Below are 25,276 nucleotides of genomic sequence, written 5' to 3'. Positions count from 1 at the left end.
ATAGCATAGGGGGTCAGGAAAATTCAATACTTTTTTATGAAATTTAGCAAAAAAATTGCCAGTAACTTGCCAAATATGGAAAAGGCATTGTATAATGGGAAATGACAATACTAGATGTGGAGGAGTATCATGGCAAAAGCACAGTATAATGCGGACAGTATTACCGTACTGGAAGGTCTTGAAGCGGTGCGGAAACGTCCGGGCATGTATATAGGCAGCGTTGGGACAAAGGGATTGAATCATTTGATATATGAGATTGTAGACAATGCGGTGGACGAGCATCTGGCCGGTTACTGCGATCAGATATGGGTGACCCTGGAAGCAGACGGGTCCTGCACCGTTAAGGATGCAGGCCGGGGAATTCCGGTGGAAATGCACACCAAAGGCGTATCGGCAGAGCGTGTGGTTTTGTCTACGCTTCATGCAGGCGGCAAATTTGATAACGATGCCTACAAAACCAGCGGCGGTCTTCACGGAGTGGGCTCTTCCGTGGTAAATGCCCTGTCCGCCCACATGAAAATCAAAGTATATAAAAATGGTCTGATTCATTATGATGAGTATGAGCGGGGCATACCAACGGTCGAACTGGTGGATGGCCTGCTTCCCACGTTAGGAAAAACAAAGGAAACGGGAACAGAGATCAATTTCCTGCCGGATGGGGAGATCTTTGAGAAAACGCGTTTTAAGGCGGACTGGCTGAAAAGCCGTCTTCATGAAACCGCCTATTTAAATCCGGCCCTGAGAATCATCTATATGAACAAACGGCAGGGCGAAGAGGAGACCATCGTCTATCATGAACCGGATGGGATCATCGCCTATGTAAGGGAATTAAATACCGGAAAAGAAGCAGTCCATGATCCGATATATTTTAAGGGAACAATGGACAAGGTGGAAATTGAAGTGGCTCTGCAGTTTGTGGACACCTTTGAAGAGAATATCCTGGGTTTCTGCAACAATATTTTCACCCAGGAAGGGGGAACCCACCTGGCAGGTTTTAAGACCCGTTTCACCCAGATGATTAACACCTATGCAAGAGAGCTTGGTGTTTTAAAGGAAAAAGATACCAACTTTACAGGAGCCGATACAAGAAACGGCCTGACAGCCGTTGTTGCGGTTAAGCATCCGGACCCGATTTTTGAAGGGCAGACAAAGACAAAGCTGGCCAGTGCGGATGCCACTAAAGCGGTATTCACCGTGACCGGCGACGAGCTGCAGCGGTATTTTGACCGTAATTTAGAGGTTTTAAAAGCAGTCATCAGCTGTGCGGAAAAGTCTGCAAAGATCCGGAAGGCAGAGGAAAAAGCCAAGACCAACATGCTTTCCAAATCCAGATTTTCCTTTGACAGCAACGGAAAGCTGGCAAACTGTGAAAGCCGGGAGGCAGAAAAATGCGAAATCTTTATCGTAGAGGGAGATTCCGCCGGAGGCTCCGCAAAAACTGCCCGGAACCGGCAGTATCAGGCCATTCTTCCCATACGGGGAAAGATTTTAAATGTGGAGAAGGCCTCTATGGATAAGGTTTTGGCAAATGCGGAGATCAAGACCATGATAAACGCCTTTGGCTGCGGATTTTCCGAAGGCTATGGCAATGATTTTGACATTTCAAAGCTGCGGTATCATAAGATCATCCTCATGACTGATGCGGATGTGGATGGAAGCCATATCGATACCCTTCTTCTCACTTTTTTATACCGCTTTATGCCGGAGCTGATTTATGACGGCCACGTGTTTATCGCCATGCCGCCGCTGTTTAAGGTCATTCCCAAGCGGGGGCAGGAACAGTACCTTTACGATGAAAAGGAGCTGGAGCGCTACCGCAGGACCCACACTGGGGAATTTACCTTACAGCGTTATAAGGGCCTTGGTGAAATGGATGCCGAACAGCTCTGGGAAACGACCCTTGACCCGGAACGGCGTGTGTTAAAGCAGGTGGAAATCGAGGACGCCCGCATGGCTTCGGAAATAACGGAAATGCTCATGGGCAGTGACGTGCTTCCAAGACGGCTGTTTATCTATGAACATGCGGATGAAGCTGAGATAGACGCATAAGGAGGCGATGAGGAAATATGGCAGAAAAAATCATTAAAACAGAATACTCCGAGGAAATGCAGAAGAGCTACATGAACTATTCCATGAGTGTCATCACAGCCAGAGCGATCCCGGATGCAAGAGACGGATTAAAGCCGGTACAACGGCGTGTATTATATGATATGAGCGAGCTTCGCTTAAACCACGATAAGCCTCACAGAAAGTCGGCCCGTATCGTGGGTGATACCATGGGTAAGTACCATCCCCATGGCGACAGCTCCATATATGAAACCCTGGTGGTTATGTCCCAGATATTTAAGAAGGGAATGCCTCTGGTAAACGGCCACGGAAACTTCGGTTCCATTGAAGGGGACGGGGCGGCGGCCATGCGTTACACGGAAGCTAGGCTGGAAAAATTTGCAGAGGAAGTCTATTTAAAGGATTTAGATAAAACGGTTGACTTTGTTCCCAATTACGATGAAACGGAAAAGGAACCTGAGGTCCTGCCGGTCCGGGTGCCGAATCTCTTAATAAATGGAGCCGAAGGCATTGCGGTAGGAATGAGCACCAGCATCCCGTCCCATAACCTGGGGGAAGTCATTGACGCGGTACAGGCTTATATTGACAATCCGGATATTTCCATCAGGGAGCTGATGGAATACCTGCCTGGTCCGGATTTTCCCACAGGCGGCATTATAGCCAATAAGAGCGATCTGCCCGCCATTTATGAAACGGGAGCAGGAAAGATCAAGCTCCGGGGAAAGATTGAGGTGGAGCTGGGAAAAAGGAAAGCGGATAAGGACAAGCTGGTGATCACGGAAATCCCTTATACCATGGTGGGAGCCGGGATCAATAAATTCCTGGTGGATGTAGCCGAGCTGGTGGAAAGCAAGAAGCTGGGGGATGTGGTGGACATTTCAAACCAGTCCAACAAGGATGGAATCCGGATCGTCCTGGAGCTGCGAAAGGATGCGGATGTAGAAAAAATCCGCAACATCCTCTATAAGAAGACAAAGCTGGAAGACACCTTTGGAGTCAACATGCTGGCCATTGCGGACGGCAAGCCGGAAACGCTGAACTTAAAGGGGATCCTTAAAAACTACCTGGATTTCCAGTATAAAAATGCCACCAGAAAATACCAGAGTCTTTTGGAAAAAGAGCTGGAAAAAAAGGAAATCAAGGAAGGCCTTATTAAGGCCTGCGACATCATTGACTTGATTATTGCAGTTTTAAGGGGTTCCAAAAACTTAAAAGACGCAAAAAACTGCCTCATGACCGGAGACATTTCAAACATCAATTTCAGGGTCAAGGGATTTGAGGAGGATGCAAAGACCCTGCATTTTACAGAGAAACAGGCCACAGCCATATTAGAAATGCGCCTTTACAAGCTGATCGGCCTGGAAATCCTTCAGTTGGAAAAGGAGTATAAGGAAACGTTGGCTAAAATTGCGGAATATGAAAAAATCCTCTCCAGCCGGAAAAATATGGACACGGTGATCAAGGATGACTTAGCCCGGATCAAACAGGAATATGCCACTCCCCGGAGAACCTTGATCGAGGACGGAAAAGAAGCCGTCTATGATGAAACAGCTGTTGCCGTGTCTGAGGTGACTTTTGTCATGGACCGTTTCGGCTACTGTAAGGTCCTGGATAAAGCGACGTATGACAGAAATAAAGAAACCATTGAAACAGAGAATCCATATGTGGTAAACTGTTTAAACACGGACAAGATCTGCATCTTTACCAATACAGGAAATTTGCATCAGGTGAAGATCCAGGATATTCCAAACGGAAAGCTGCGGGATAAGGGAACGCCCATTGATAACTTAAGCAAGTTTGACGGAACCAGGGAAGGGATCGTGTACTTGGGCCATGGAGCAGGGCTTAAAGGGCATAAATTCCTGTTCGCCACAAAGCAGGCCCTTGTAAAGCAGGTGCCCGGAGAAGAATTTGAAACCAATAACAGGACCGTGGCTGCCACAAAGCTTACTGATGACGACATGCTCTTAAATGTCCAGCTTGTAAACGGGCAGACAGATGTGGTGCTTCAGACGTCGGCAGGCGTATTTTTACGATTCCAGACAGAGGAAATCCCTGAGATGAAAAAAAATGCAAGAGGGGTAAGGGGGATCAAGCTGGCTCCTGGCGAAGAACTGGAGGCGGTGCACTTATTAGGTGAGGATCCCATCATCACTTACAAGGAAAAAGAGGTCCACTTAAACCGGCTGAAAATTGGAAAACGTGACGGAAAAGGCAGCAAGGTGCGCCTTTAGTGCTTTACAGCAGCATACATTTTGATGAAATGTGTTCGTACCGCGCACAAATGTATTTTTATGGCGAATAAATGTTGATTTTTTTTTCACTTTGTTATAGGATAGTTAAGACTTTAGCATATCATAGATTACAAAATGAAAAGAAAAGAGGAGAAAGTTATGGAAAAGAAATTGCGAGTCGGTGTTTTAGGAGCAACCGGTATGGTGGGACAGAGATTTATTTCTCTTCTGGAGAATCACCCCTGGTATGAGGTGGTAACAGTGGCGGCAAGCCCCCGTTCTGCCGGCAGGACTTATGAGGAAGCAGTGGGCGACCGTTGGAAAATGACCACCCCAATGCCGGAATCCGTAAAAAAATTATCTGTTATGAATGTAAATGAAGTGGAAGCGGTCGCTGCCGGTGTTGATTTTGTTTTCAGCGCTGTAGATATGACAAAGGAAGAAATAAAGGCCATTGAGGAAGCTTATGCAAAGACCGGGACACCGGTAGTATCCAATAACAGCGCCCATCGGTGGACTCCTGATGTTCCCATGGTGGTGCCGGAGATCAATCCGGAACATTTTGAGGTCATTGAGGATCAGAAAAAGCGTTTGGGCACTGACCGGGGATTCATTGTGGTAAAACCCAACTGTTCCATCCAAAGCTATGCTCCTGTTTTAACGGCCTGGAAGGAATTTGAACCTTATGAAGTGGTGGCTACCACCTATCAGGCAATTTCAGGAGCCGGAAAGACCTTTAAGGACTGGCCGGAGATGGTAGAAAACATCATTCCTTATATAGGCGGGGAAGAAGAAAAGAGCGAGCAGGAGCCGCTTCGCCTCTGGGGAAAGGTTGAAAACGGAGAAATCGTGAAGGCCAGTGAACCGGTCATCACCTGCCAGTGTATCCGGGTGCCCGTATTAAATGGACACACAGCAGCTGTATTTATAAAATTCCGCAAAAAACCTACCAAAGAAGAACTAATTGACCGCATAGTGAATTTTAAAGGCTTACCCCAGGAGCTGGAGCTTCCAAGTGCTCCTAAGCAGTTCATCCAGTATCTGGAGGAAGATAACCGTCCTCAGGTAACCCTTGATGTGGATTTTGAAAAAGGAATGGGAATCTCCGTAGGGCGTTTAAGAGAAGATTCGGTTTACGATTATAAATTTGTGGGTCTGTCCCACAACACGGTCCGCGGTGCGGCCGGCGGTGCAGTTCTCTCAGCAGAGCTTTTAACCGCAAAGGGATATATCAAGGCCAAGGAATGATTGGATTGTAAGGCTCCCGGCCTGCAAGGAGGGAGCTTTCAGTAAAAAGGTATATGGAGGAAGGAAAATGGCATACAAGAAAGAGCTTTGGGGAAACATGCCCGATGGAAGAGAAGTGTATTTGTATACACTGGTAAACAGAAACGGAGTTTCCGCTTCTTTTACGAATCTGGGTGCAGTTTGGGTTACCATGAACGTGCCTGACAGGAATGGAACAATGGTTGATGTGGTCTTAGGATTTGACAGTGCGGACCAGTATCTTTTAAACCCGCCTCACTTTGGAGCCCCCATCGGAAGGAACGCCAACCGCATTGGAGGAGCGAAATTCAGCATTAATGGAAAAGAGTACAGGCTGGAAGCAAATAATGGGCCGAACAATCTTCACAGCGGTCCGGATCTTTACCAGAGCCGCCTTTGGGACAGTGAGGCCGAGGAAAACGATTTGGGCACCAGCGTCAGTTTTTCCCTTTTTTCGCCGGATGGAGATCAGGGATTTCCAGGAAATGCCAACATTACCGTGACATATACCCTTACTGCTGATGACAGCCTTGAAATTTCCTATCACATGATCTGCGATGCAGATACAGTGGCAAACTTCACCAATCACAGCTATTTCAACCTGGATGGACAGGATGGCTCAAATGTCATGAAGCAGCGCGTCTGGATCGATGGGGATGCCTTTACCAGGACCGATGAGGGTTCCATTCCCACCGGAGAACTGACTCCTGTTAAGGGTACTCCCATGGACTTTACGGTTATGAAGCCCATTGGGCAGGATATTAACGAAGAATATGAGGCGCTTATTTTTGGCAAAGGCTATGACCATAACTGGGCCTTAAACCACCCGGATGGAGAGATTTCCCTATGTGCCGCAGCGGAATCCGATCAGACAGGCATTCGGATGGAGGTATATACAGACCTTCCTGGAATACAGTTTTACACGGCTAACTTCCTGGCAGATGGAATGGCCGGCAAGGGCGGAGTCGTTTATGGAAAGCGCTGCTGTTATTGCTTTGAAACCCAGTATTATCCGGATTCTGTGAACAAACCGGAATTCCAGTCCCCGGTTTTAAAGGCCGGAGAGGAATATAAGACAGTCACTGTTTACAAATTTTCCAATATAGAATAAACAAAAAGATAATCCAGGGACGCAGGGTGCTGCGCCCCTGCTCTTATGTGAAAGGACATCAGGTGTACATATGAACAAACTGGACGGAAAAGGGATCAAGGCATTGTCTGTTTTGGGTCTGATTATAACAACGATTATATGGGGCAGTGCCTTTGTCGTGATGAAGAATTCGGTGGAAGTGATCACTCCCGCCTATCTGCTGGCTCTGCGCTTTACCATCGCTTCCGCTGCTCTGGTGGCTGTATTCTGGAAACGGGTGAGAAAGATCCGTAAGACCGATGTGATGTGCGGCGGGCTTTTGGGAATATTTTTGTTTATCAGTTATTTGTTTCAGACCTATGGTCTTAAATATACCACTGCCAGTAAAAATGCTTTCATCACCACATTGTATGTGATCCTGGTGCCCTTTTTTCATTGGTTTTACAATAAAAAGAGGCCTACGGCAAACAATGTGGCAGCTGCGGTGATCGCAGTATTCGGCCTTGCATTTTTATCCCTGGAAGGAGACCTTTCCGTGAATATAGGAGATGTGATGACTTTGGTATGCGGCTTTTTCTTTGCATTTCACATTGTTTTCATTGACCGTTATACAGAAGATCATGACCCGATTGTTTTGACAGTGATCCAGATGATCGTGGCAGCAATACTAAGCTGGGCAATCGCTTTGCCGTTGGAAGGCTCCTTTGATTTTCGCGTGATCGGCCCGTCTATGATGACCGGTCTGCTGTACCTGGGGATATTCAGCACAATGCTTTGCTTTCTCATGCAGAATATGGGGCAAAAGCATTTAAGTCCTAATACTTCTTCGATCATATTATCCTTTGAATCCGTATTCGGATTGATGTTTTCCGTGATCTTTCTTGGGGATCCTGTGACGTTAAAACTGGGAGCAGGATGTGTGCTGATGTTTGCTTCTGTTATCCTGTCTGAGTATAAAAAGAAAGGGACGGCAATATCATAGTTGCCGGAAAGAATTGCTATTCGTGAATTTTAGTGGTATAATAGAACGGTTACTATCATAAGGCGGTAGGGAGAGATATGTCAAAATCGTTATACATTGCAGAAAAACCAAGTGTGGCCCAGGAGTTTGCCAATGCTTTAAAGGCTAACGGAAGGCGCAGGGATGGATACATGGAATCGGACCAGGTGATCATAACCTGGTGCGTGGGGCATCTGGTAACGATGAGCTATCCGGAAAGTTATGATCCCAAGTACAAGCGGTGGAGCCTTTCCACCCTCCCATTTCTTCCAAGGGAATTCAAGTATGAGGTGATCCCAAGCGCTGAAAAGCAATATAAGATTGTGAGCAGTCTGCTGAACCGTCCTGATGTGGATACGATATATGTGTGCACGGACTCCGGACGGGAAGGAGAGTACATATACCGTCTGGTAGCACAGATGGCAGGAGTCAAGGACAAGAAGCAGAAGCGTGTGTGGATTGATTCCCAGACAGAGGAAGAAATTTTAAGAGGCATCAGGGAGGCAAAGGATGAATCCGAATACGATAATCTTTCAGCATCTGCCTATTTAAGGGCAAAAGAAGATTATCTCATGGGAATTAATTTTTCCCGATTGCTTACACTAAGGTATGGACAGAACATTTCCAATTACTTAAAGAGCGGAAAAAATACGGTAATATCCGTTGGCCGCGTCATGACCTGTGTCATGGGGATGGTTGTTCGGAGAGAGCGGGAGATCAGGGAGTTTGTAAAAACCCCGTTTTACCGGGTGATCGGAACCTTTTTAAGGGAAGATCCGGACCGGCCCGAGCTGTCGGGAATGGATTTTGACGGGGAATGGAGAAGTGCCCCCGGATCTAAGTATTTTGAATCCCCGTTCCTTTATAAGGAAAACGGCTTTAAGGAACGAAAATATGCGGAAGAGCTGATAAATGCCCTGTCCCTCATGGAACCCATGGAAGGGACCGTTGCTTCCATAGAAAAGAAAAAGGAAACAAAGAATCCGCCCCTGCTTTACAATCTGGCGGAGCTTCAGAATGATTGTTCCAGGATGTTTAAGATCAGCCCTGATGAAACCTTAAAGCTGGTTCAGGAACTTTATGAAAAGAAGCTGGTCACCTATCCAAGAACTGATGCCAGAGTTTTATCCACAGCGGTCGCGAAAGAGATCCATAAGAACATCGGCGGACTTAAGGGCTTTGAGCCATTGGCAGAAGCGGCAGCAGAGGTCATGGAAAAGGGTTCCTACCGGACCATTGAAAAAACCAGGTATGTCAATGATAAGCAGATAACGGACCACTATGCCATCATACCTACCGGACAAGGTATTGCTGCATTAAAAGGGGCATCTCCTTTGGGAACCAAGGTTTATGAAGTCATAGCAAGAAGATTCTTAAGCGTTTTTTATCCGCCGGCTGTTTATCAGAAATATGCTCTGGAACTAGTGGCGGATGCAGCGTACCCTGCTTTAAATTCCGCCCCGTCTCTTCAGGAACCGTGTAAGGAACATTTTTATGCCAATTTCCGTGTCATGCTGGAAGCGGGCTATTTAAAAATTGCAGAGGTATCTTGGGGGAAAAAGAAACAGCAGGAGGAAGGAAGTGGAGAAGCCCCCCCTGAGGACGGAAGCCAGGAAGAGAATAATCCGGAATCTTCTCAGAATCAGATGGATAATCCGGCATTCGTCGCCATGCTTGGAAGTTTAAAAAAGGGAATGAAGCTTCCCCTTAAGAAATTGATCATCAAAGAAGGAGAAACCTCCCCTCCCAAACGCTATACCTCCGGTTCCATGATCTTAGCAATGGAAAATGCCGGACAGCTTATAGAGCATGAAGAGCTCCGCGCCCAGATAAAGGGAAGCGGGATCGGGACCAGTGCCACCAGGGCTGAAATATTAAAAAAACTGTTTCATATTAAATATCTTTCCCTAAACACTAAGACCCAGGTGATCGTTCCCACACTTTTGGGAGAAATGATCTTTGATGTGGTTAATGCTTCTATCAGGCAGCTCCTTAATCCGGAATTGACGGCAAGCTGGGAAAAAGGGCTGAATTATGTGGCCGAGGGGACCATAACCCCTGAAGAATATATGGTGAAACTGGAGAACTTTGTTGCCGGGCGGACTGCAGGAGTTTTAAGGCTCAACAATCATTATGACCTGCATAGCATATTTGACGCTGCGGCAGCTAATTATAAAAAACAAAAATAGGAGATTATAAAATGAAAAAAGAAGATATGACAAACCAGGACTTATTTGATACCAGCCATACCATAGCCAAATTATTATTTGAACAGACCACTTACCCATGGGAGATCCTTCCGAAAATCAGCGAATTTATTGTTTCCCTGGGAGAGCGTCTTCCAAAGGATGAGTTTGTTCATGTGGGAAAAGCGGTATGGATCCATAAATCCATCAATCTTCCGCCAACAGCCTGTATGGGTGAGAATGTGATCATCTGCAAGGGAGCACAGATCCGCCATTGTGCATTTATCAGAGGCAATGCCATCATTGGAGAGTTTGCTGTAATTGGAAACTCTTCTGAAATTAAGAATTCCATTCTTTTTGACGGCGTGCAGGTTCCTCATTATAACTATGTAGGAGATTCCATCTTAGGCTATAAGTCTCATATGGGCGCTTCTTCTCTGGCTTCCAACGTAAAATCCGACAAGTCTCTGGTTACTGTCCATGCAGAAGACGGTGATATTGAGACAGGACTTAAGAAATTCGGAGCCATCATAGGCGATTTCGCTGAAGTAGGCTGCGGAGCAGTTTTAAATCCCGGAACAGTGATCGGACCGAAATCCAATATTTATCCTCTTTCCTGTGTCAGAGGCTGTGTAGAAGCTAACTCCATCTATAAGAACCAGGGAGAAATCATTGAGAAAAATTTGATTGAGGAATAAGGAACAGTACAATGGATAAACAACACACTGCGGCAAAGAACGGAACCTTTGGTTCACGGATCGGGTTTATTCTTGCCTCTGTCGGCTCTGCGGTAGGTATGGGAAACATCTGGATGTTTCCCTACCGCCTGGGTCAATATGGGGGAGCCGCTTTTTTACTGGTGTATTTTGGCTTTGTTTTTTTATTTGGCATGGTCGGGCTTTCCGGTGAGTTTGCCTTTGGAAGGCTGACCGGGACAGGCCCCATTGGATCTTATGACTATGCCATGAAGACCAGGGGGAAGAAGGGAGGAGCCTTTCTTGGAGCAATTCCTTTGATCGGCTCTTTTGGCATTGCCATAGGCTATGCCATCATTGTAGGCTGGGTCCTGAAATATCTGTTCGGTTCCCTGACCGGCGTAATGATGAACTCGGATACAACGGAATACTTTTCAGGCATGACGGGAAAATTCGGCAGTGTACCCTGGCATTTTCTTGTGGTGGCCATTACTGTGGCAGTGCTGGCAGGAGGCGTTTTAAAGGGCATTGAAAAAGTAAATGCAATCATGATGCCGTCCTTTTTTATCCTGTTTGCCATCATTGCGGTACGGGTCTTTTTTCTTCCGGGAGCTTTGGCAGGCTATGAATATCTTTTGGTTCCCAGATGGGAATACTTGCTGAAACCGGAAACCTGGGTGATGGCCATGGGCCAGGCATTCTTTTCCTTATCCATTACGGGTTCCGGGATGGTCATTTACGGAAGCTATTTAGATAAGAAGGAAGACATTCCCAAGGCAGCCATTACCACTGCGTTTTTAGATACAATCGCCGCGCTTTTGGCTGGTTTTGCCATCATTCCGGCAGTCTTTGCCTTCCAGATGGACCCGGCCAGCGGTCCGCCTCTTATGTTCATCACAGTACCTAAGGTCTTTTCCATGATTCCTGCAGGAAGATGGGTGGCAGTGCTGTTTTTCCTTTCTGTGCTGTTTGCAGGAGTGACTTCCCTGGTGAACATGCTTGAGGTATGCTCGGAGGCTGTTCAGACACATTTGCACTTTTCTCGAAGAAAAGCTATCTTTTTGGTAGGAGCTGCTGTATTTATTCCGGGACTTTTCATAGAATATGAGCCGTATATGGGATTCTTTATGGATCTGATTACTATATACGTGGTTCCCTTTGGCGCTGTTTTATGCGCTATAATAATTTACTGGGTTTTAAAGGACGGCAGGATCACGGAAGAATTAAACAGAGGCCGAAAGAAGCCTTTAGGGCCGGCTTATCTTTTTACTGCAAAATATATTTATGTTTTTCTTGCGGCACTGGTGTTTGCACTTAGCATTATATATAAAGGAATCGGATAAGATATAAATGAAAGCGCGTTTTGAATCGGCTGTATAAGCCGGATCAAAGCGCGCTTTTTATGCAGGTTCAAAGGGTGTTTTCTGACAGCCCCTTTGCAGTCTGCTATTTTGTACCGAAAATCCTGTCACCTGCATCACCCAGTCCAGGACAGATATAGGCGTTTTCATTTAACTGGCGGTCCAGATGTCCGATGTAGATCTGAATGTCCGGATGTGCTTCCCTAAGTCTTTTTAAGCCTTCAGGAGCGGCAATAATGGCCATGAACTTAATGTGCTTTCCGCCATGCTGTTTGATGAAATCCACGGCAGCAACTGCGGAACCGCCGGTGGCCAGCATGGGATCGGTCACAACAATGGTTCTCAGCTCAATAGGACTTGGCAGCTTGCAGTAATATTCATGAGGCTCGTGGGTGACTTCATCCCGGTAAAGACCGATGTGGCCTACTTTTGCGGAAGGAACCAAAGCCAGGATGCCGTTTACCATACCCAGCCCTGCACGAAGGATGGGTACCACAGCCATTTTTTTACCGGAGATCATGGGAGTCATGCAGGTCTCAATGGGAGTTTCCACCTCCACATCCTGTAAGGGGAGATCTCTTAAAGCTTCAAATCCCATCAGCATTGCAATTTCCTCAATGAGGGCGCGGAACTCGTTGGTGCCTGTTTTCTTATCTCTTAAAATAGAGATCTTGTGCTGAATGAGTGGGTGGGTAAAAATGGTTACGTTGTCCATTGAAAAGTCCATAGTAATTTTAATCCTTTCTTTCATCTCTTGCTGTATCAGGGGTTCCGGCAATGTGAGGCTTATGTGGACACCGGTCACGGCTGAGGGAACAGACCTGAAATGTTTAGTGTGATGGAGCCTGCTTCAACATGAAATCCTCTTAGCTGGAAAACTTAGTGATCCATTTGAAGCCTTGGCAAAAAAATGGGATATTGATTCATGACGGGAAAGCAATGGCAGAATAATCCATATGGAATACATTTGCAGTTCCTGACATGATGGATAACAAGCAATTTGCCGTAATTCCCATGAGAATGGGAACCGGCATAAAATAGCCCTGGGCAAAATAAATTCCACTCTGTGCTAAAGTACGTTTCCTGGGATCACGGTTCCTTCCGGCCGGATAATTGCGGTGACAGGGGCCAGAAAATCGAAGGAGGAACCAGGAAATACAGGAACCTTAAATTTAGTACAGCAGTGGAATATTAAGATGCCGACGCCTGCAAAGGATAATGCCGGCGATGGATTGAACTGTCAGTAAGGGGACCAGTACGGTGGCGCCGAATATGGCGGACAGATGCTGGATACTGAGCAGATAATACCGGGTGGTCAGTTTTGCATTGTTACTCATTTTTCTACCCCATTTCTTTTTATTTCCGTCCTATTTTATCAAAGAAAGGGGAAAATGGCAACTATTTTTCCTATTTTGTCTCAGGAGTATATTTAATAAGCGCAAAATCTCCTAAACTGTGAGGTACGGGGATGGAAACGATAATGGTGCCGTGATCCTCATAGCTAAAGGATTCCGGGAAAACAGGAGTGTTGTCTGAAGAAGCTGCTTTTGTGGAAAAATCTGCATTTTGGAACATTTTCACATATGCTTCCAGACTGGTTTCACCAAGTAAAGGGAATAAAGCTTCCTTTAGCTCAGGGGAGGCATCAAAAAACTGGCAGTCCTCTGAGCGGATGTATTCAGCCAGCCCCTTGGGGTCCGCATAATCCGTGAGCCTTATATTCTTTGCCTGGTTCATATCCACTGTGTTTGTAAAAAACAGATTTACCGGATAAGCCGCTCCTTCTCCATAAAACAGCCCGGTATATACCACGGTGATCCGTTTCCTGTCCACAGAAATTACCTCAGCTGTAATGGAAAGGCTGTCCTTTTCCGGATTGACCGGGTATGCTTTTAGTATTTCCAGGGCATTGTTTTTTAACAGATTGTTGATCTTTTCTTTCTTCGCCTCATCCTCTAATCCGGAGACAGCCGGATATTGTATGGAAGCTTTTCCTTCCTCATAGGTATGAAGGCCAGAAGTGATGGAGCCAGCAGAAGTATCCTTGTTTGCTTCGCTTTCCGGTGCTTTATTGTCAGAGGTTCCGGTCTTTTCAGGTTCCGGTGCATTTGTGCCGGAGGACATGGATTCTTTAGCAGCAGCGGTAGCTGATTGGTCTGTTTTCATATAATTCTTGTTTCCGCATCCGCTTAAGATCAGGGCGCAGCCGATGAAAAGGGCTGGAATGAATGAGTTTCGTTTCATAGAATGGCCTCCCTTCATTTTCAGTGATTTTTTACAGTATATCACAAATATTGCAGTTGTGCCGGGATTTCCCTCGAATTAAGAAAATTATAGGAAATTATTGGAAAAGGATGACGAAGAGCAGAGAAAAGGCCTTGGAAATCTGAAACGATTCAAATTTCCAAGGCCTTGCTCCCTGCCAAGGGTGTAGTGCCGGCAGTGGGACTTGAACCCACACGATGTTGCCATCAACGGATTTTGAGTCCGCCTCGTCTGCCATTCCGACATGCCGGCGCTGCTTACAACGTTCATTATTTTATCATAGGATTTTCCATTTGGCAAGTGTTTTTTTGCGATTATTAAATTGAAAATAGGCAGAATATATTGTATGATAGACAGAAGATGTGTTTAAGGAGGTGTCTGGGCCATGACATGTAAGGAAACAGAACGTCTGGTCATGCCATACATCAAGGATGAACTGACGGACGAAGAGCTGGGGGAATTTCTGAAACATATGGAATCCTGTCCGGATTGCCGTGAGGAATTGGAAATATATTTTACTGTGGACGTAGGAATCAGGCAGCTGGACTCCGAAACGGGGAACTATAATATAAAAGGGGCGCTGGAAGCCGCCATAGAACAGTCCAGGCAAAGGCTTCAGGTCATACGGTGTATTAAAATTGCCAAATATGCGGTGTCTACAGTAAGTATAATGGCGCTGATCTTTACGGTCCTTCTGCAGTGCCGGATTTGGATGCAGTGGGGCTTACTATGATGGGAAGAGTACCCGGTAAGTGCCTGTATGCCTGAAAGTGAGGGCAGGAAGCAGGAAACATCCTGGGGTATATCTTTATGCCCAAAAAGCGAGGCAGAAAAGAGGAAAGACCCAATGGGTATACCTTTATGCCCAGAGAACATGGGCAGGAAAGAGGAAACACCCTGCGGGTATACCTTTATGCCCAGAGAACATGGGCAGGAAAGAGGAAACATGGATAGAAAAAAAGTTATATTGATTGACGGAAGCAGCATGATACAGAACGCTTTTTATGGACTTCCTTCCAATGGAGCGAAGGGGGTTCAAAGCCTTGTAATGAATCTGGTGGAAGGGGGAGAAGCGGACTTTCTGGCCGCTGCCTTTGATTCCGGAGCAGACAGCAGAGGTAAAAAGATTCATAAAAACACCGGGGTGAATGAAGAGCTTTTAAAACAGGAAGAGCTTTTAAAGGAGGCTCTTCTTTCCCTGGGGCTTCCTGTTCTTAATAAGGAAGGTTATACTTCTTCCGATATTCTGGCGTCACTGGCAAAAAGATGCAAGGCAGAAGATGGAGAAGTCACCCTCCTGTCCGGAGATCGGATGCTCTTACAGGCAGTGGAAGAGCATGTGACACTTAAGCTTCCGGCTGTGGGGGAAGAGGGCCTGGAATTTAAGCCCTATTCCATGGAGACTGTCCGGGAGGAGTTCGGCCTTGAACCGGAGGATTTAAAAGGTGTTTTTGCGTTGGCCGGAACAGGGGGAATTGGAGAAAAGACTGCCTGTCAGCTGATAAGAGAATATCACAGCATTGAAAATATTTATAATGAGATGGAAAAAATAGAGTCTCACAGGATCAGGGAAGCCCTTGCCGGAAGTCAGGAAGAGGTAAGGAAGAAGGAAGAACTTGTTACCCTGCGAAAGGATTGCGATATCCGTCTGGATTACACAAAAACTCTGGAGCAGGCGGAGATCCAGAAGATCATAGACATGGATTTTGTTCCCGCCGTTTTTCCGGGAGAAGAGGAACCCACCCTGGAATCAGGCTTTCATGCGGTTACGGATCTTTCAGAGGCTGAAGAAATATTCTTAAAATGCGTGGAGGGCTGCCGGCCTGGCATCCAGCTGGTGGTCGAGGACAAGACCGTATCAGCCCTGTCTCTTTGCCTCAGTGAAACAGAATGTTACTGCTTCATTCCTCAGGGGCTTCTCAAGCCGGAATATCTGGCGGAGAAAGGGGCGGAGATATGTAAAAGGGCAGGCTTGACAGCTGTCCTTCATTTAAAGAGCCAGCTGTCCTTCTTAAGGCTTACGCCGGAAAGCCCGGTGTTTGATGCCAGTATTGCCGGATATTTGCTGGACCCATTAAAGGATTCTTATGAATACAACGATCTGGCGGCAGATTATCTGGACCTTTCCATTCCTTCCAGAACGGAGCTTATAGGAAAAAGCTCCTTTAAACATGCCTTGGAGGAAAACAGGGAAAAAGCCGTTTCCTGTATCTGTTATATGTCCTATGTTGCACTAAGGAGCCAGAGCCTGCTTCATGAGGAATTGAAAAAGTCGGGCATGGATAAGCTGTTTTATGAAATTGAAATGCCTTTGATCTACAGCCTGTTTCGTATGGAAGAAGCTGGGATCCGGGTGGAAAGGGAACGCCTTAAGGAATATGGGGATCGTTTAAAGGTCCGTATTGCGGAGCTGGAACAGAAGATATATGGGGAAACAGGAGAAACCTTTAACATCAATTCCCCCAAGCAGCTTGGAGAGGTACTCTTTGATCATATGAAAATTCCGGGAGGAAAGAGGACAAAAACCGGTTATTCAACGGCTGCGGATGTATTGGAAAAGCTGGCCCCTGACTGGCCCGCTGTCAATCTGATCCTGGATTACAGGCAGCTGACAAAACTAAATTCCACCTATGCGGATGGGCTGGCAGCCTATATAGGGCCTGATGAGCGGATTCATGGGACCTTTAACCAGACGATTACAGCCACCGGAAGGATCAGCAGCACGGAACCCAACCTGCAGAATATTCCCGTCCGCGTGGAGCTGGGAAGGGAGATCAGGAAGGTTTTCGTGCCTCAGGAGGGCTGTGTGTTTGTTGATGCGGATTATTCTCAGATTGAGCTGAGAGTACTGGCCCATATGTCAGGAGACCAGCGTCTTATCGGTGCATACCGGCAGGCAGAGGATATCCATGCTATCACGGCTTCCCAGGTGTTCCATGTCCCCCTTCATGAGGTGACTCCTCTTCAGAGAAGGAATGCAAAGGCCGTGAACTTTGGCATTGTATATGGAATCAGCTCCTTTGGTTTAAGTGAAGGCTTAAGCATCACCAGAAAAGAGGCTTCAGAATACATTAACAAGTATTTTGAGACTTATCCGGGAGTAAAGTCATTTTTAGACGGTCTGGTGGCTGAGGCCAGGGAACAGGGCTATGCTTCCAGCATGTTCGGCAGACGCCGCCCGGTTCCCGAGCTGAAATCCACCAACTTTATGCAGCGTTCTTTTGGAGAACGGGTAGCCATGAATTCTCCCATCCAGGGCACTGCAGCAGATATTATCAAGATCGCCATGATCCGGGTGGACAATGCCTTGAAAAAACAGGGATTGCGGTCCAGAATCGTTCTTCAGGTTCACGATGAACTTCTCATTGAAGCGTACCGGGATGAAGTGGACCAGGTAAAGGAGCTTCTGGTGGAAGAGATGAAGCATGCAGCGGACCTTGCGGTATCCCTTGAGGTGGAGGCTAATGTAGGAGATTCCTGGTTCGATGCAAAGTAAAATCCTTGCAGCAGCCTGCAAGGGATTTTACCTCATGGGCAGCCGCCGGATGGACATCCAGGCATATCGGGCTGGCCCAATGCATTCATAGGGATAAAGGGTTGGTGACAGGATGAGAGTGATTGGACTGACCGGAGGTGTTGGAGCCGGAAAAAGCATGGTTCTTTCTATTTTAAAGGAAGAATACGGTGCGGAAGTAATCAAGGCGGATGAAGTGGCCCGCCAGCTGATGGAGCCGGGAATGGAAGGCTATCTGGCGCTGACGGAAGCCCTGGGAAAGGGCTTCCTAAATCAGGAGGGAGCCATTGACCGCAAAGCCCTGGCTGCACGCATTTTTCAGGATGACAGCGCAAGGAAAATTGTAGATGGAATCATTCACCCTATGGTATGGAAAACCATAAGTGATAAAATTTCTGCTTCCCAAGCAGGGCTTATTGTGGTAGAATTTGCAATTATGAATGAAGAAATGGATGACAGCTGGGAAGAAATGTGGTATGTCCGAACTTCAAAGGAGAACCGGATCCGCCGTTTGGCGGAAAGCAGGGGTTATACAAGAGAGCATTCGGAACGTATCATAGCAAGCCAGGCCTCTGAATCAGAGTTTTTAAGCCGTTGTACGCGGGTGATTGAAAATGACGGTTCCATGGAAGAGGTGAGAAGCCAGCTGGCTGAAATATTGAAAAACAGGGGATAGAAAATCCCTGCTTATGGCTCAGCAGATGTGCTGCGAAAGGAAATACCCAGGGGTATGCCTTTATGTTTAAAAAGCGTGGACAGGAAAGAGGAAATCATGAGATTGGTAAGTATTGCAAGCGGAAGCAGCGGAAACTGCATTTATGTGGGCTCCGATACTACACATGTCCTGGTGGATGCCGGGATCAGCAACAAACGGATCGAACAGGGATTGAATGAGATTGGAATAAAGGGTAATGAGCTGACCGGAATCGTCATTACCCATGAACATTCCGACCATACGAAGGGGCTGGGAGTTCTGGCCAGGAAGTATGGAGTCCCCATTTACGGAACAAAGGAGACCCTGGAAGAGATATCAAAGCAGAAGTATCTGGGGGAATATCCCAGGGAACTATTTTGCGCCATCAGGCCTGACGTGGATTTTTGTGTGGGGGATCTGGAAGTAAAGCCGTTCTCCATTGATCACGACGCGTCAAACCCGGTAGCTTACCGGATCCAGCACGGGCGCAAGTCTGTTGCTGTGGCCACGGATATGGGACATTACGACCAGTACATCATTGAACATCTTCAGGGACTTGATGCAGTGCTTTTAGAGTCCAACCACGATGTAAATATGCTCCAGGCAGGCCCTTATCCCTATTATTTAAAGCGCCGGATCCTGGGAGATCACGGACACCTTTCCAATGAGAATGCAGGGCGGCTCTTGTGCTGTATTCTCCATGATAACTTAAAGAAGATTTTGCTGGGCCACTTAAGCAAGGAGAACAATTATGAGGAACTTGCTTATGAGACCGTAAGGCTTGAGATTACAGAAGGTGATAATCCATTTAAGGCATCGGATTTTTCCATAGCGGTTGCAAAAAGGGACCAGATGTCGGAAATTATTACAATATAGCGAGCTGAACTGTGGGCTTATAAACTAATTGAAGAGGAGAAGTATTATGAACAAAACGATTATTACAGTAGTTGGAAAAGACACCGTTGGGATCATTGCAAAGATCTGTACTTATCTGGCAGGCAACAGGGTGAACATATTGGATATTTCCCAGACTATTGTCCAGGGCTTCTTTAATATGATGATGATCGTGGATATCAATGACGCAGCAAAGCCTTTCGGGGAGCTGGCCGATGAACTGGAACAGATTGGCGATGAAATCGGCGTAAAGGTAAAATGCCAGCGAGAGGAAATTTTTACCAGTATGCACCGTATCTAATGATAAGGTAAAGGCTTAAGAAAAGGATGGGTTCTTGATATGCTAAATATGTTTGAAGTAAATGAGACCAATAAGATGATTGAACAGGAAATGCTTGATGTGCGTACCATTACCATGGGCATCAGCCTCCTTGACTGCTGCGACGGTGATTTGAAGGCAATGAATGAAAAGATTTATAACAAGATCACGACTGCTGCAAAAAACCTTGTGGAAGTAGGCAGGGAGATTGAAAAGGATTTTGGTATCCCCATTGTAAATAAAAGAATTTCCGTGACCCCCATTGCCATAGTCGGCGGAGCTGCCTGCAAAAGTCCGGAAGATTTCGTGACCATTGCACAGACTCTTGACCGTGCGGCCAAAGAGGTGGATGTGAATTTTATCGGCGGATACTCCTCTTTGGTAAGCAAGGGAATGACTGCTGCGGATAAAAATCTGATCCTCTCCATACCGGAAGCCCTTGCCTGCACGGACCGGGTATGCAGCTCCGTCAATGTTGGCTCCACAAAAACAGGCATTAACATGGATGCAGTGGCCCTTATGGGAGAGATTGTGGTGGAAACGGCAAAGGCTACCAAGGATAAGGATTCCCTTGGCTGTGCCAAGCTGGTGGTATTTTGCAATGCACCGGATGATAATCCCTTTATGGCAGGAGCGTTCCACGGGGTAACGGAAGCTGAGACAATCATTAATGTGGGAGTCAGCGGCCCGGGGGTTGTTAAGACGGCCATTGAAGCGGCCAGAGGAAAGGATTTTGGGGTTCTGTGTGAAACCATTAAGAAAACCGCCTTTAAGATAACCCGGGTGGGACAGCTTGTAGCCCAGGAGGCTTCCCGAAGGCTGAATGTTCCCTTTGGAATCATTGACTTATCCCTTGCACCGACGCCTGCCGTTGGCGACAGCGTGGCTGAGATCCTGGAAGAGATCGGACTGGAACGGGTTGGCGCGCCGGGCACCACGGCGGCTCTTGCCATGTTAAATGACCAGGTAAAAAAAGGCGGCGTTATGGCCTCCTCCTATGTAGGCGGTTTAAGCGGCGCGTTTATTCCTGTCAGCGAAGATCAGGGAATGATTGATGCGGTGGCAATGGGAGCACTGAACATAGAGAAGCTGGAGGCAATGACCTGCGTTTGTTCCGTAGGCCTTGACATGATCGCAATTCCCGGGGATACGCCTGCTACCACCATTGCGGGCATTATTGCAGATGAATCTGCTATCGGTATGGTAAATCAGAAGACCACTGCCGTCCGGATTATCCCTGTCATTGGAAAGTCTGTGGGTGATACGGTGGAATTCGGCGGACTTTTGGGATATGCTCCTGTTATGCCGGTCAGCCGGTATTCCTGTGAAAAATTCATTACCAGAGGCGGACGGATTCCGGCCCCGATCCACAGCTTTAAAAATTAAAAGGCAGCAGAGGAAGGATTGGGAGATGAACATTTATTTGATTCGCCATGGACGGCAAAACAGCAGGCTCTGTAATATTGATGTGAATTTATCGGAAGAAGGACTCCGCCAGTCGGCTCTGATGGGAAAACGGCTTGCCGCCAAAACCATTGAAGCGGTGTATTCCAGCCATTTGATCCGGGCGGTGGAAACCGCAAAAGAGGCAAACCGTTACTGGAATGCAGAGCACATCATAAGACAGGAGCTTAGAGAAATTTCCTTCGGGGAAATGGAAGGCCTGGCGGATGAGGAGATTGAGGCAAGGTTTAAGGAGTTTAAGAAAGAACAGGAGCAGATGGAACTGGATTTGCCCTATCCCGGCGGTGAGTGCGCAGGGGAGGTCATAAGGCGGGCAATGCCTGTTTTTGAGGAAATCACCGCAAGCGGCTTCCAGAATGTGGCGGTGGTGACTCACGGGGGCCTGATCCGCATCGTGATCACGGCACTGCTTCATATGGATCCGAAATATTACCGTCTCCTTGGAAACTCTCTTGAAAACTGCAGCATCACGGAAATACACTGGAATGAAAAAACAGGGCGTTTTACAGTGGAACGATTTAATGATTTTGCACATCTGGAACCATATCCCCAGCTTTTGCGGGCAAGCTGGGTGGAGACAGAAAACTGAAACACCCTGCGGGTATACCTGTATGTCCAATGGGCATGGGCAAGTAAGAGGAAACACCCTGCGGGTATACCTGTATGTCCAAAGATCATGGACAGGAAAGAGGAAAGGAATTGCCAGATTTCATGGAAGAAAAGGAAAGAGAAAATCTAATTCAGATCGGAAGGGAATTTCTGGATGAAAATCTGCTTCGGATCGTAGTCAGCAATCCGGCGGATAAGCAGGGCGTTTCCAAGGTAAAGGTACGCCCGCTTTTGCTAAAAGGAAGCCTGATCTTTCAGGCGGAGGAGCTGGTTGGGAACCAGGCCTTCCATAAGAATTATTCTGCAGAGGAATGCATGTCCTATATAGCGGACTTGCTGGATGGGAAGCTGCGCCAGATGGAACTGGATTCCGGGAAGGGCCAGGTAAGAGTTTTGGTGAGTAAAAAAGGGAATCTCAGCATCAAGGTGAAGCGGCAGCAGAAGATTGCAGCGCCTTCCCCAGTTCTTCAGCATAACAGACAGAAGACCTATATTTTAAAAGAAGGGACAACCGTTCCGTTTCTGGTGGATTTAGGCGTCATGACGGAGGAAGGGAAGATCATTGCCTCCCGGTATGATAAGTTCCGGCAGATCAACCGGTTTTTGGAATTTATTGAGGATATTCTTCCAAGGCTTGATAAGAACAGGGAGAATGTGATCATTGATTTTGGATGCGGGAAATCTTATCTGACTTTTGCCATGTATTACTATCTTCATGAGTTAAAAGGGTATTCTATCCGCGTCATTGGGCTGGATTTAAAACAGACGGTCATTGATGACTGCAACCGTTTAGGAGAACGGTATGGGTATGATAAGCTGAAATTTTATCATGGGGATATTGCCTCCTATGAAGGAGTGGATCATGTGGACATGGTTGTAACACTTCATGCCTGCGATACCGCTACGGATTATGCCCTTGCAAAGGCAGTTAAGTGGGGAGCTTCTGTCATTTTGTCGGTTCCCTGCTGTCAGCATGAACTGAATAAGACCATGGATCAAGAGCTTATGGCTCCTGTATTTCAATATGGCCTCATCCGGGAACGGATGGCAGCGCTTTATACCGATGCCCTCAGAGCGGAAATTCTGGAAAGCCGGGGATACCGCACTCAGATCCTGGAATTTATCGATATGGAGCACACTCCCAAGAATATTCTGATCCGCGCAGTAAAGCAGGGCGGAAAGAAGGACAACCGAAAGGAGATAGGGGAGATCCTGGAATTTCTTCATGGAAAACTGACTCTTGCAAACCTGTTGCTGGAAGATGATACAAAATGGAAAGCAGATGGTAATTTCTGATGATATGTGGTATGATATAAAAAATACTTTAAGGAGGAGCTATCAATGCCTTTTATTAATTCCAAAGTAAATGTTACATTATCAGAAGAAGAAAAAACAGCCTTAAAGGCCAGGCTTGGACAGGCCATCAGCCTCATTCCCGGCAAGTCGGAAAGCTGGCTCATGGTTGGTTTTGAAGATAACTGTTCTCTTTACTTTAAGGGTAAGAATGATACAAAGATGGCTTTTGTGGAAGTGAAGATTTTCGGTCATGCATCAGAGCAGGATTATGACCGCCTGACTGCTGAGATCTGCAAGATCCACAAGGACGTGCTTTCCATTGCACAGGATAAAATTTATGTGAAGTATGAGGAAGTGGATCACTGGGGTTGGAACGGCGGAAACTTTTAACTGCATCAGATGATTCTTAGGTCGGGAGGAATGGCTTATGGAGCTTTGGGATGTTTACGATGAAAACAGAGTGGCCACCGGAAAAACCCATGTCAGGGGTGTACCGCTGGCCCAGGGGGAATACCATCTTGTAGCAGATGTCTGGCTGGTAAATGAAGATCAGGAAATTTTGCTGACAAAGAGGCATCCGGATAAGCCCTATGGCCTTATGTGGGAATGCACCGGAGGCTCTGCTCTTACGGGGGAAACAAGTGTGGAGGGAGCCCTTCGGGAGCTTTCAGAAGAAGTTGGAATACGGGCGGAAAAAGATCAGCTCTTTCTGATCCATACCATCCGTCAGAAAGAGCGTTTTGTAGATACCTATATTACCAGGCAAAAGGTCACCATAAAAGATATAACCATTCAGAAGGAAGAAGTGGTGGATGCAAAATTTGTTACATTTGAGCAGCTCCTTGAAATGTGGAAACAGGGGATCGTGGTTCCAAAATCCCGGTTTCTTCTATATAAAGACAGGATCCAGGAATTCCTTCAGCCGCTGTCATAGAATGACGACGGAATGGGTGAACTCGTTTTTCATTTTTATGGGATATTTGTCCTGCACAATGGTCTGATAAATGTGGGAGCAGTAAAAATCCTGCCGGAGCATGGACCAGGCAACGCCGGAAAGGATGAGCCTGGCATCGGCGGTTTTTGTTATGAGAGGGATGCTCCCTCTCTTTTTTATTTCTCCCATAAGGGGGGCGGATGTCTTTTTAAAGCCTAAAACACGGGCATATGGAGCATAGCCGGCGTTCCGGCCCAAAACGACCTGATGGGAAGTGATCCCCAAAGCGATATGGAGAAGGGCCCGGCTGATCCGGGTGTAAGTATACTGTCTTGTTTTTAACTGGTTGATCCGTTCTTCAAAGGGAAGGAAATCTGTAAGCTGCTTTAAAAGCCTTGACGCCAATTCCTCCGAAACATCGGCATATTTCTGAAAGGGAATCCCTTCATAATCCAATTTCAGCAAGGAGGTATTTAACAGGGCGCTGAAATCATCAGGAAACACAGGGAAGCCCTGAGACATCATCTGCTTTACGGCATCAGGCACCTGTATCTGAGAGGAATCGGCCTGCTCCAGGATATCCGGGTTTTCATGAAGGGCTTTCCGGATCCCGGTGGCAGAACTGTAATGCTCTGAGGCCAGGCTGGTATCGTGATAGCCGCTGCCTTTTCTGGAAAGGGTGACAGGAGTCATCGGGCTTTTTTGCCGGTAAAGGGCCTTGCAATATTCGATCCCAAGGATGTTGTTTGGGGAAGTCAGGATGGAGGCCTCCTCCTCTTTTAGTATTCCGCAGGAAATCAAAGCCTGATTCCTGGCTTCCGGAAAGGTGGCCCCCTTTTTCAGCTCCCTGCGCAGCTCCTTCGTATAAACAGGGGGTTCGGTGGCTAAAATAGAAGCAATACCGGAAAGTTTTTCCACATCTCCGCATTCGCTTCCAAAACAGAAGGCACCCGTCACTCCCAGATTGTTAAGGAGAGCGACTGCGCAGGCGGCAAAGTCTTCTGCGCTGCTGGAGGCAAAAACAGAGGGTATCTCGATCACAAGGTCGGCTCCGCAGGACAATGCCATGGCTGTCCTGGTATATTTATCATAGATGGCAGGCGCTCCTCTTTGGACAAAATCTCCGCTCATGACTACGATGCAATAGTCTGCCTGTGTCATTTCCTTAGCCTTCCTGATATGGTAGGCATGTCCATTGTGGAAGGGGTTGTATTCGGCGATAATGCCAACGGCAAGAGAATGTTTATTTTTCACCATAAGAAATGTCCTTTTTCTTTTTTTATACTCTATTATGCTATTGTTCCGCAAAAAATGCAAATTATTTTAGCACAAGACTTGAAAATTTTAACGAATACACATAGAATAGAGTGAGAATCAATGAAAAACAT

General features: G+C 46.8%; 23 protein-coding genes and 1 tRNA gene. 19 read left to right on the top strand and 5 right to left on the bottom strand.

Translation table 11 applies throughout. The features are described 5' to 3' along the window. Window positions 1-129: 129 nt before the first annotated feature. From K401_RS0125570 to K401_RS0125535, 8 genes are all read left to right on the top strand, one after another. The gene (locus tag K401_RS0125570) at window positions 130-2,049 is read left to right on the top strand and encodes a DNA gyrase/topoisomerase IV subunit B (RefSeq protein WP_024295617.1); all 1,920 of its coding nucleotides are present in this window, start codon (window positions 130-132) and stop codon (window positions 2,047-2,049) included. Window positions 2,050-2,066: 17 nt separating this feature from the next. Continuing rightward, window positions 2,067-4,301: a DNA gyrase/topoisomerase IV subunit A gene (locus K401_RS0125565; RefSeq protein ID WP_024295616.1), complete on the top strand. Its 2,235-nt coding sequence runs from the start codon at window positions 2,067-2,069 to the stop codon at window positions 4,299-4,301. A 159-nt stretch (window positions 4,302-4,460) separates the two neighbouring features. Beyond that, window positions 4,461-5,549, top strand: coding sequence for an aspartate-semialdehyde dehydrogenase (asd, locus tag K401_RS0125560; RefSeq protein ID WP_024295615.1), 1,089 nt, complete (start codon window positions 4,461-4,463; stop codon window positions 5,547-5,549). Between the two features lie 67 nt (window positions 5,550-5,616). Beyond that, entirely contained in the window at window positions 5,617-6,678 is a 1,062-nt protein-coding gene (locus K401_RS0125555) for an aldose epimerase family protein (RefSeq protein WP_024295614.1), read from the top strand. 70 nt (window positions 6,679-6,748) lie between these two features. Next, window positions 6,749-7,639 (top strand): DMT family transporter, encoded by an 891-nt coding sequence (locus tag K401_RS0125550; RefSeq protein ID WP_024295613.1) that lies wholly within the window; start codon window positions 6,749-6,751, stop codon window positions 7,637-7,639. A 77-nt stretch (window positions 7,640-7,716) separates the two neighbouring features. Then, on the top strand, window positions 7,717-9,846 hold the full coding sequence (locus K401_RS0125545) for a DNA topoisomerase (RefSeq protein WP_024295612.1): 2,130 nt from the start codon (window positions 7,717-7,719) through the stop codon (window positions 9,844-9,846). An 11-nt stretch (window positions 9,847-9,857) separates the two neighbouring features. Then, on the top strand, window positions 9,858-10,541 hold the full coding sequence (locus K401_RS0125540; RefSeq protein ID WP_024295611.1) for an LbetaH domain-containing protein: 684 nt from the start codon (window positions 9,858-9,860) through the stop codon (window positions 10,539-10,541). An 11-nt stretch (window positions 10,542-10,552) separates the two neighbouring features. Continuing rightward, window positions 10,553-11,881 (top strand): sodium-dependent transporter, encoded by a 1,329-nt coding sequence (locus K401_RS0125535; protein WP_024295610.1) that lies wholly within the window; start codon window positions 10,553-10,555, stop codon window positions 11,879-11,881. A gap of 103 nt (window positions 11,882-11,984) precedes the next feature. On the opposite strand, the gene upp is transcribed toward K401_RS0125535, so the two are convergent. The 4 genes from upp to K401_RS0125520 all read right to left on the bottom strand — a co-directional run bounded on the left by upp (window position 11,985) and on the right by K401_RS0125520 (window position 14,416). After that, window positions 11,985-12,614 carry a uracil phosphoribosyltransferase gene (gene upp / locus K401_RS0125530; RefSeq protein ID WP_024295609.1) on the bottom strand — a complete coding sequence of 210 codons (630 nt, stop codon included), beginning with the start codon at window positions 12,612-12,614 and terminating at the stop codon, window positions 11,985-11,987. 457 nt (window positions 12,615-13,071) lie between these two features. Next, a complete protein-coding gene (locus tag K401_RS32620) occupies window positions 13,072-13,236 on the bottom strand; it encodes a hypothetical protein (protein ID WP_330362319.1) in 165 nt (54 codons plus the stop codon). Window positions 13,237-13,306: 70 nt separating this feature from the next. Further along, window positions 13,307-14,143 (bottom strand): polysaccharide deacetylase family protein, encoded by an 837-nt coding sequence (locus tag K401_RS0125525; protein ID WP_024295608.1) that lies wholly within the window; start codon window positions 14,141-14,143, stop codon window positions 13,307-13,309. 190 nt (window positions 14,144-14,333) lie between these two features. Then, a tRNA-Leu gene (locus K401_RS0125520) sits at window positions 14,334-14,416 on the bottom strand. Between the two features lie 133 nt (window positions 14,417-14,549). Here K401_RS0125520 and K401_RS0125515 point away from each other — a divergent pair. The 11 genes from K401_RS0125515 to K401_RS0125465 all read left to right on the top strand — a co-directional run bounded on the left by K401_RS0125515 (window position 14,550) and on the right by K401_RS0125465 (window position 23,888). Then, a complete protein-coding gene (locus tag K401_RS0125515; RefSeq protein WP_024295607.1) occupies window positions 14,550-14,897 on the top strand; it encodes an anti-sigma factor family protein in 348 nt (115 codons plus the stop codon). 77 nt (window positions 14,898-14,974) lie between these two features. Beyond that, window positions 14,975-15,118 carry a hypothetical protein gene (locus tag K401_RS33070; RefSeq protein WP_156945317.1) on the top strand — a complete coding sequence of 48 codons (144 nt, stop codon included), beginning with the start codon at window positions 14,975-14,977 and terminating at the stop codon, window positions 15,116-15,118. Then, complete coding sequence (gene polA / locus K401_RS0125510) at window positions 15,111-17,660, top strand: DNA polymerase I (RefSeq protein WP_024295606.1); 2,550 nt, start codon at window positions 15,111-15,113, stop codon at window positions 17,658-17,660. The genes K401_RS33070 and polA overlap by 8 nt, the downstream gene beginning before the upstream one ends. Before the next feature lie 112 nt (window positions 17,661-17,772). Continuing rightward, window positions 17,773-18,354 (top strand): dephospho-CoA kinase, encoded by a 582-nt coding sequence (gene coaE / locus K401_RS0125500; RefSeq protein ID WP_024295605.1) that lies wholly within the window; start codon window positions 17,773-17,775, stop codon window positions 18,352-18,354. A 96-nt stretch (window positions 18,355-18,450) separates the two neighbouring features. After that, window positions 18,451-19,248: an MBL fold metallo-hydrolase gene (locus K401_RS0125495; protein WP_024295604.1), complete on the top strand. Its 798-nt coding sequence runs from the start codon at window positions 18,451-18,453 to the stop codon at window positions 19,246-19,248. A 46-nt stretch (window positions 19,249-19,294) separates the two neighbouring features. Further along, on the top strand, window positions 19,295-19,567 hold the full coding sequence (locus K401_RS0125490) for an ACT domain-containing protein (protein ID WP_024295603.1): 273 nt from the start codon (window positions 19,295-19,297) through the stop codon (window positions 19,565-19,567). A 39-nt stretch (window positions 19,568-19,606) separates the two neighbouring features. Continuing rightward, complete coding sequence (locus K401_RS0125485; RefSeq protein WP_024295602.1) at window positions 19,607-20,971, top strand: PFL family protein; 1,365 nt, start codon at window positions 19,607-19,609, stop codon at window positions 20,969-20,971. Between the two features lie 25 nt (window positions 20,972-20,996). Beyond that, window positions 20,997-21,638, top strand: a complete 642-nt coding sequence (locus K401_RS0125480) for a histidine phosphatase family protein (RefSeq protein WP_024295601.1) — start codon at window positions 20,997-20,999, stop codon at window positions 21,636-21,638. A gap of 122 nt (window positions 21,639-21,760) precedes the next feature. Further along, the gene (locus K401_RS0125475; RefSeq protein ID WP_024295600.1) at window positions 21,761-22,954 is read left to right on the top strand and encodes a class I SAM-dependent methyltransferase; all 1,194 of its coding nucleotides are present in this window, start codon (window positions 21,761-21,763) and stop codon (window positions 22,952-22,954) included. A 45-nt stretch (window positions 22,955-22,999) separates the two neighbouring features. Next, window positions 23,000-23,344 (top strand): phenylpyruvate tautomerase MIF-related protein, encoded by a 345-nt coding sequence (locus K401_RS0125470; RefSeq protein ID WP_024295599.1) that lies wholly within the window; start codon window positions 23,000-23,002, stop codon window positions 23,342-23,344. Between the two features lie 37 nt (window positions 23,345-23,381). Continuing rightward, window positions 23,382-23,888, top strand: a complete 507-nt coding sequence (locus K401_RS0125465) for an NUDIX hydrolase (protein WP_024295598.1) — start codon at window positions 23,382-23,384, stop codon at window positions 23,886-23,888. Here the strand turns inward: K401_RS0125465 and K401_RS0125460 are convergent. Then, the gene (locus tag K401_RS0125460) at window positions 23,883-25,145 is read right to left on the bottom strand and encodes a nucleotidyltransferase (protein WP_024295597.1); all 1,263 of its coding nucleotides are present in this window, start codon (window positions 25,143-25,145) and stop codon (window positions 23,883-23,885) included. The two genes, K401_RS0125465 and K401_RS0125460, sit on opposite strands and share 6 nt — an antisense overlap. Window positions 25,146-25,276 lie beyond the last annotated feature (131 nt).

It is taken from the genome of Lacrimispora indolis DSM 755 (assembly GCF_000526995.1).
GTDB classification, from domain to species: Bacteria; Bacillota; Clostridia; order Lachnospirales; family Lachnospiraceae; genus Lacrimispora; species Lacrimispora indolis.
The sequence above is the reverse complement of the archived record's forward strand: the minus strand, read 5'-3'. Positions and strand labels throughout refer to the sequence as shown.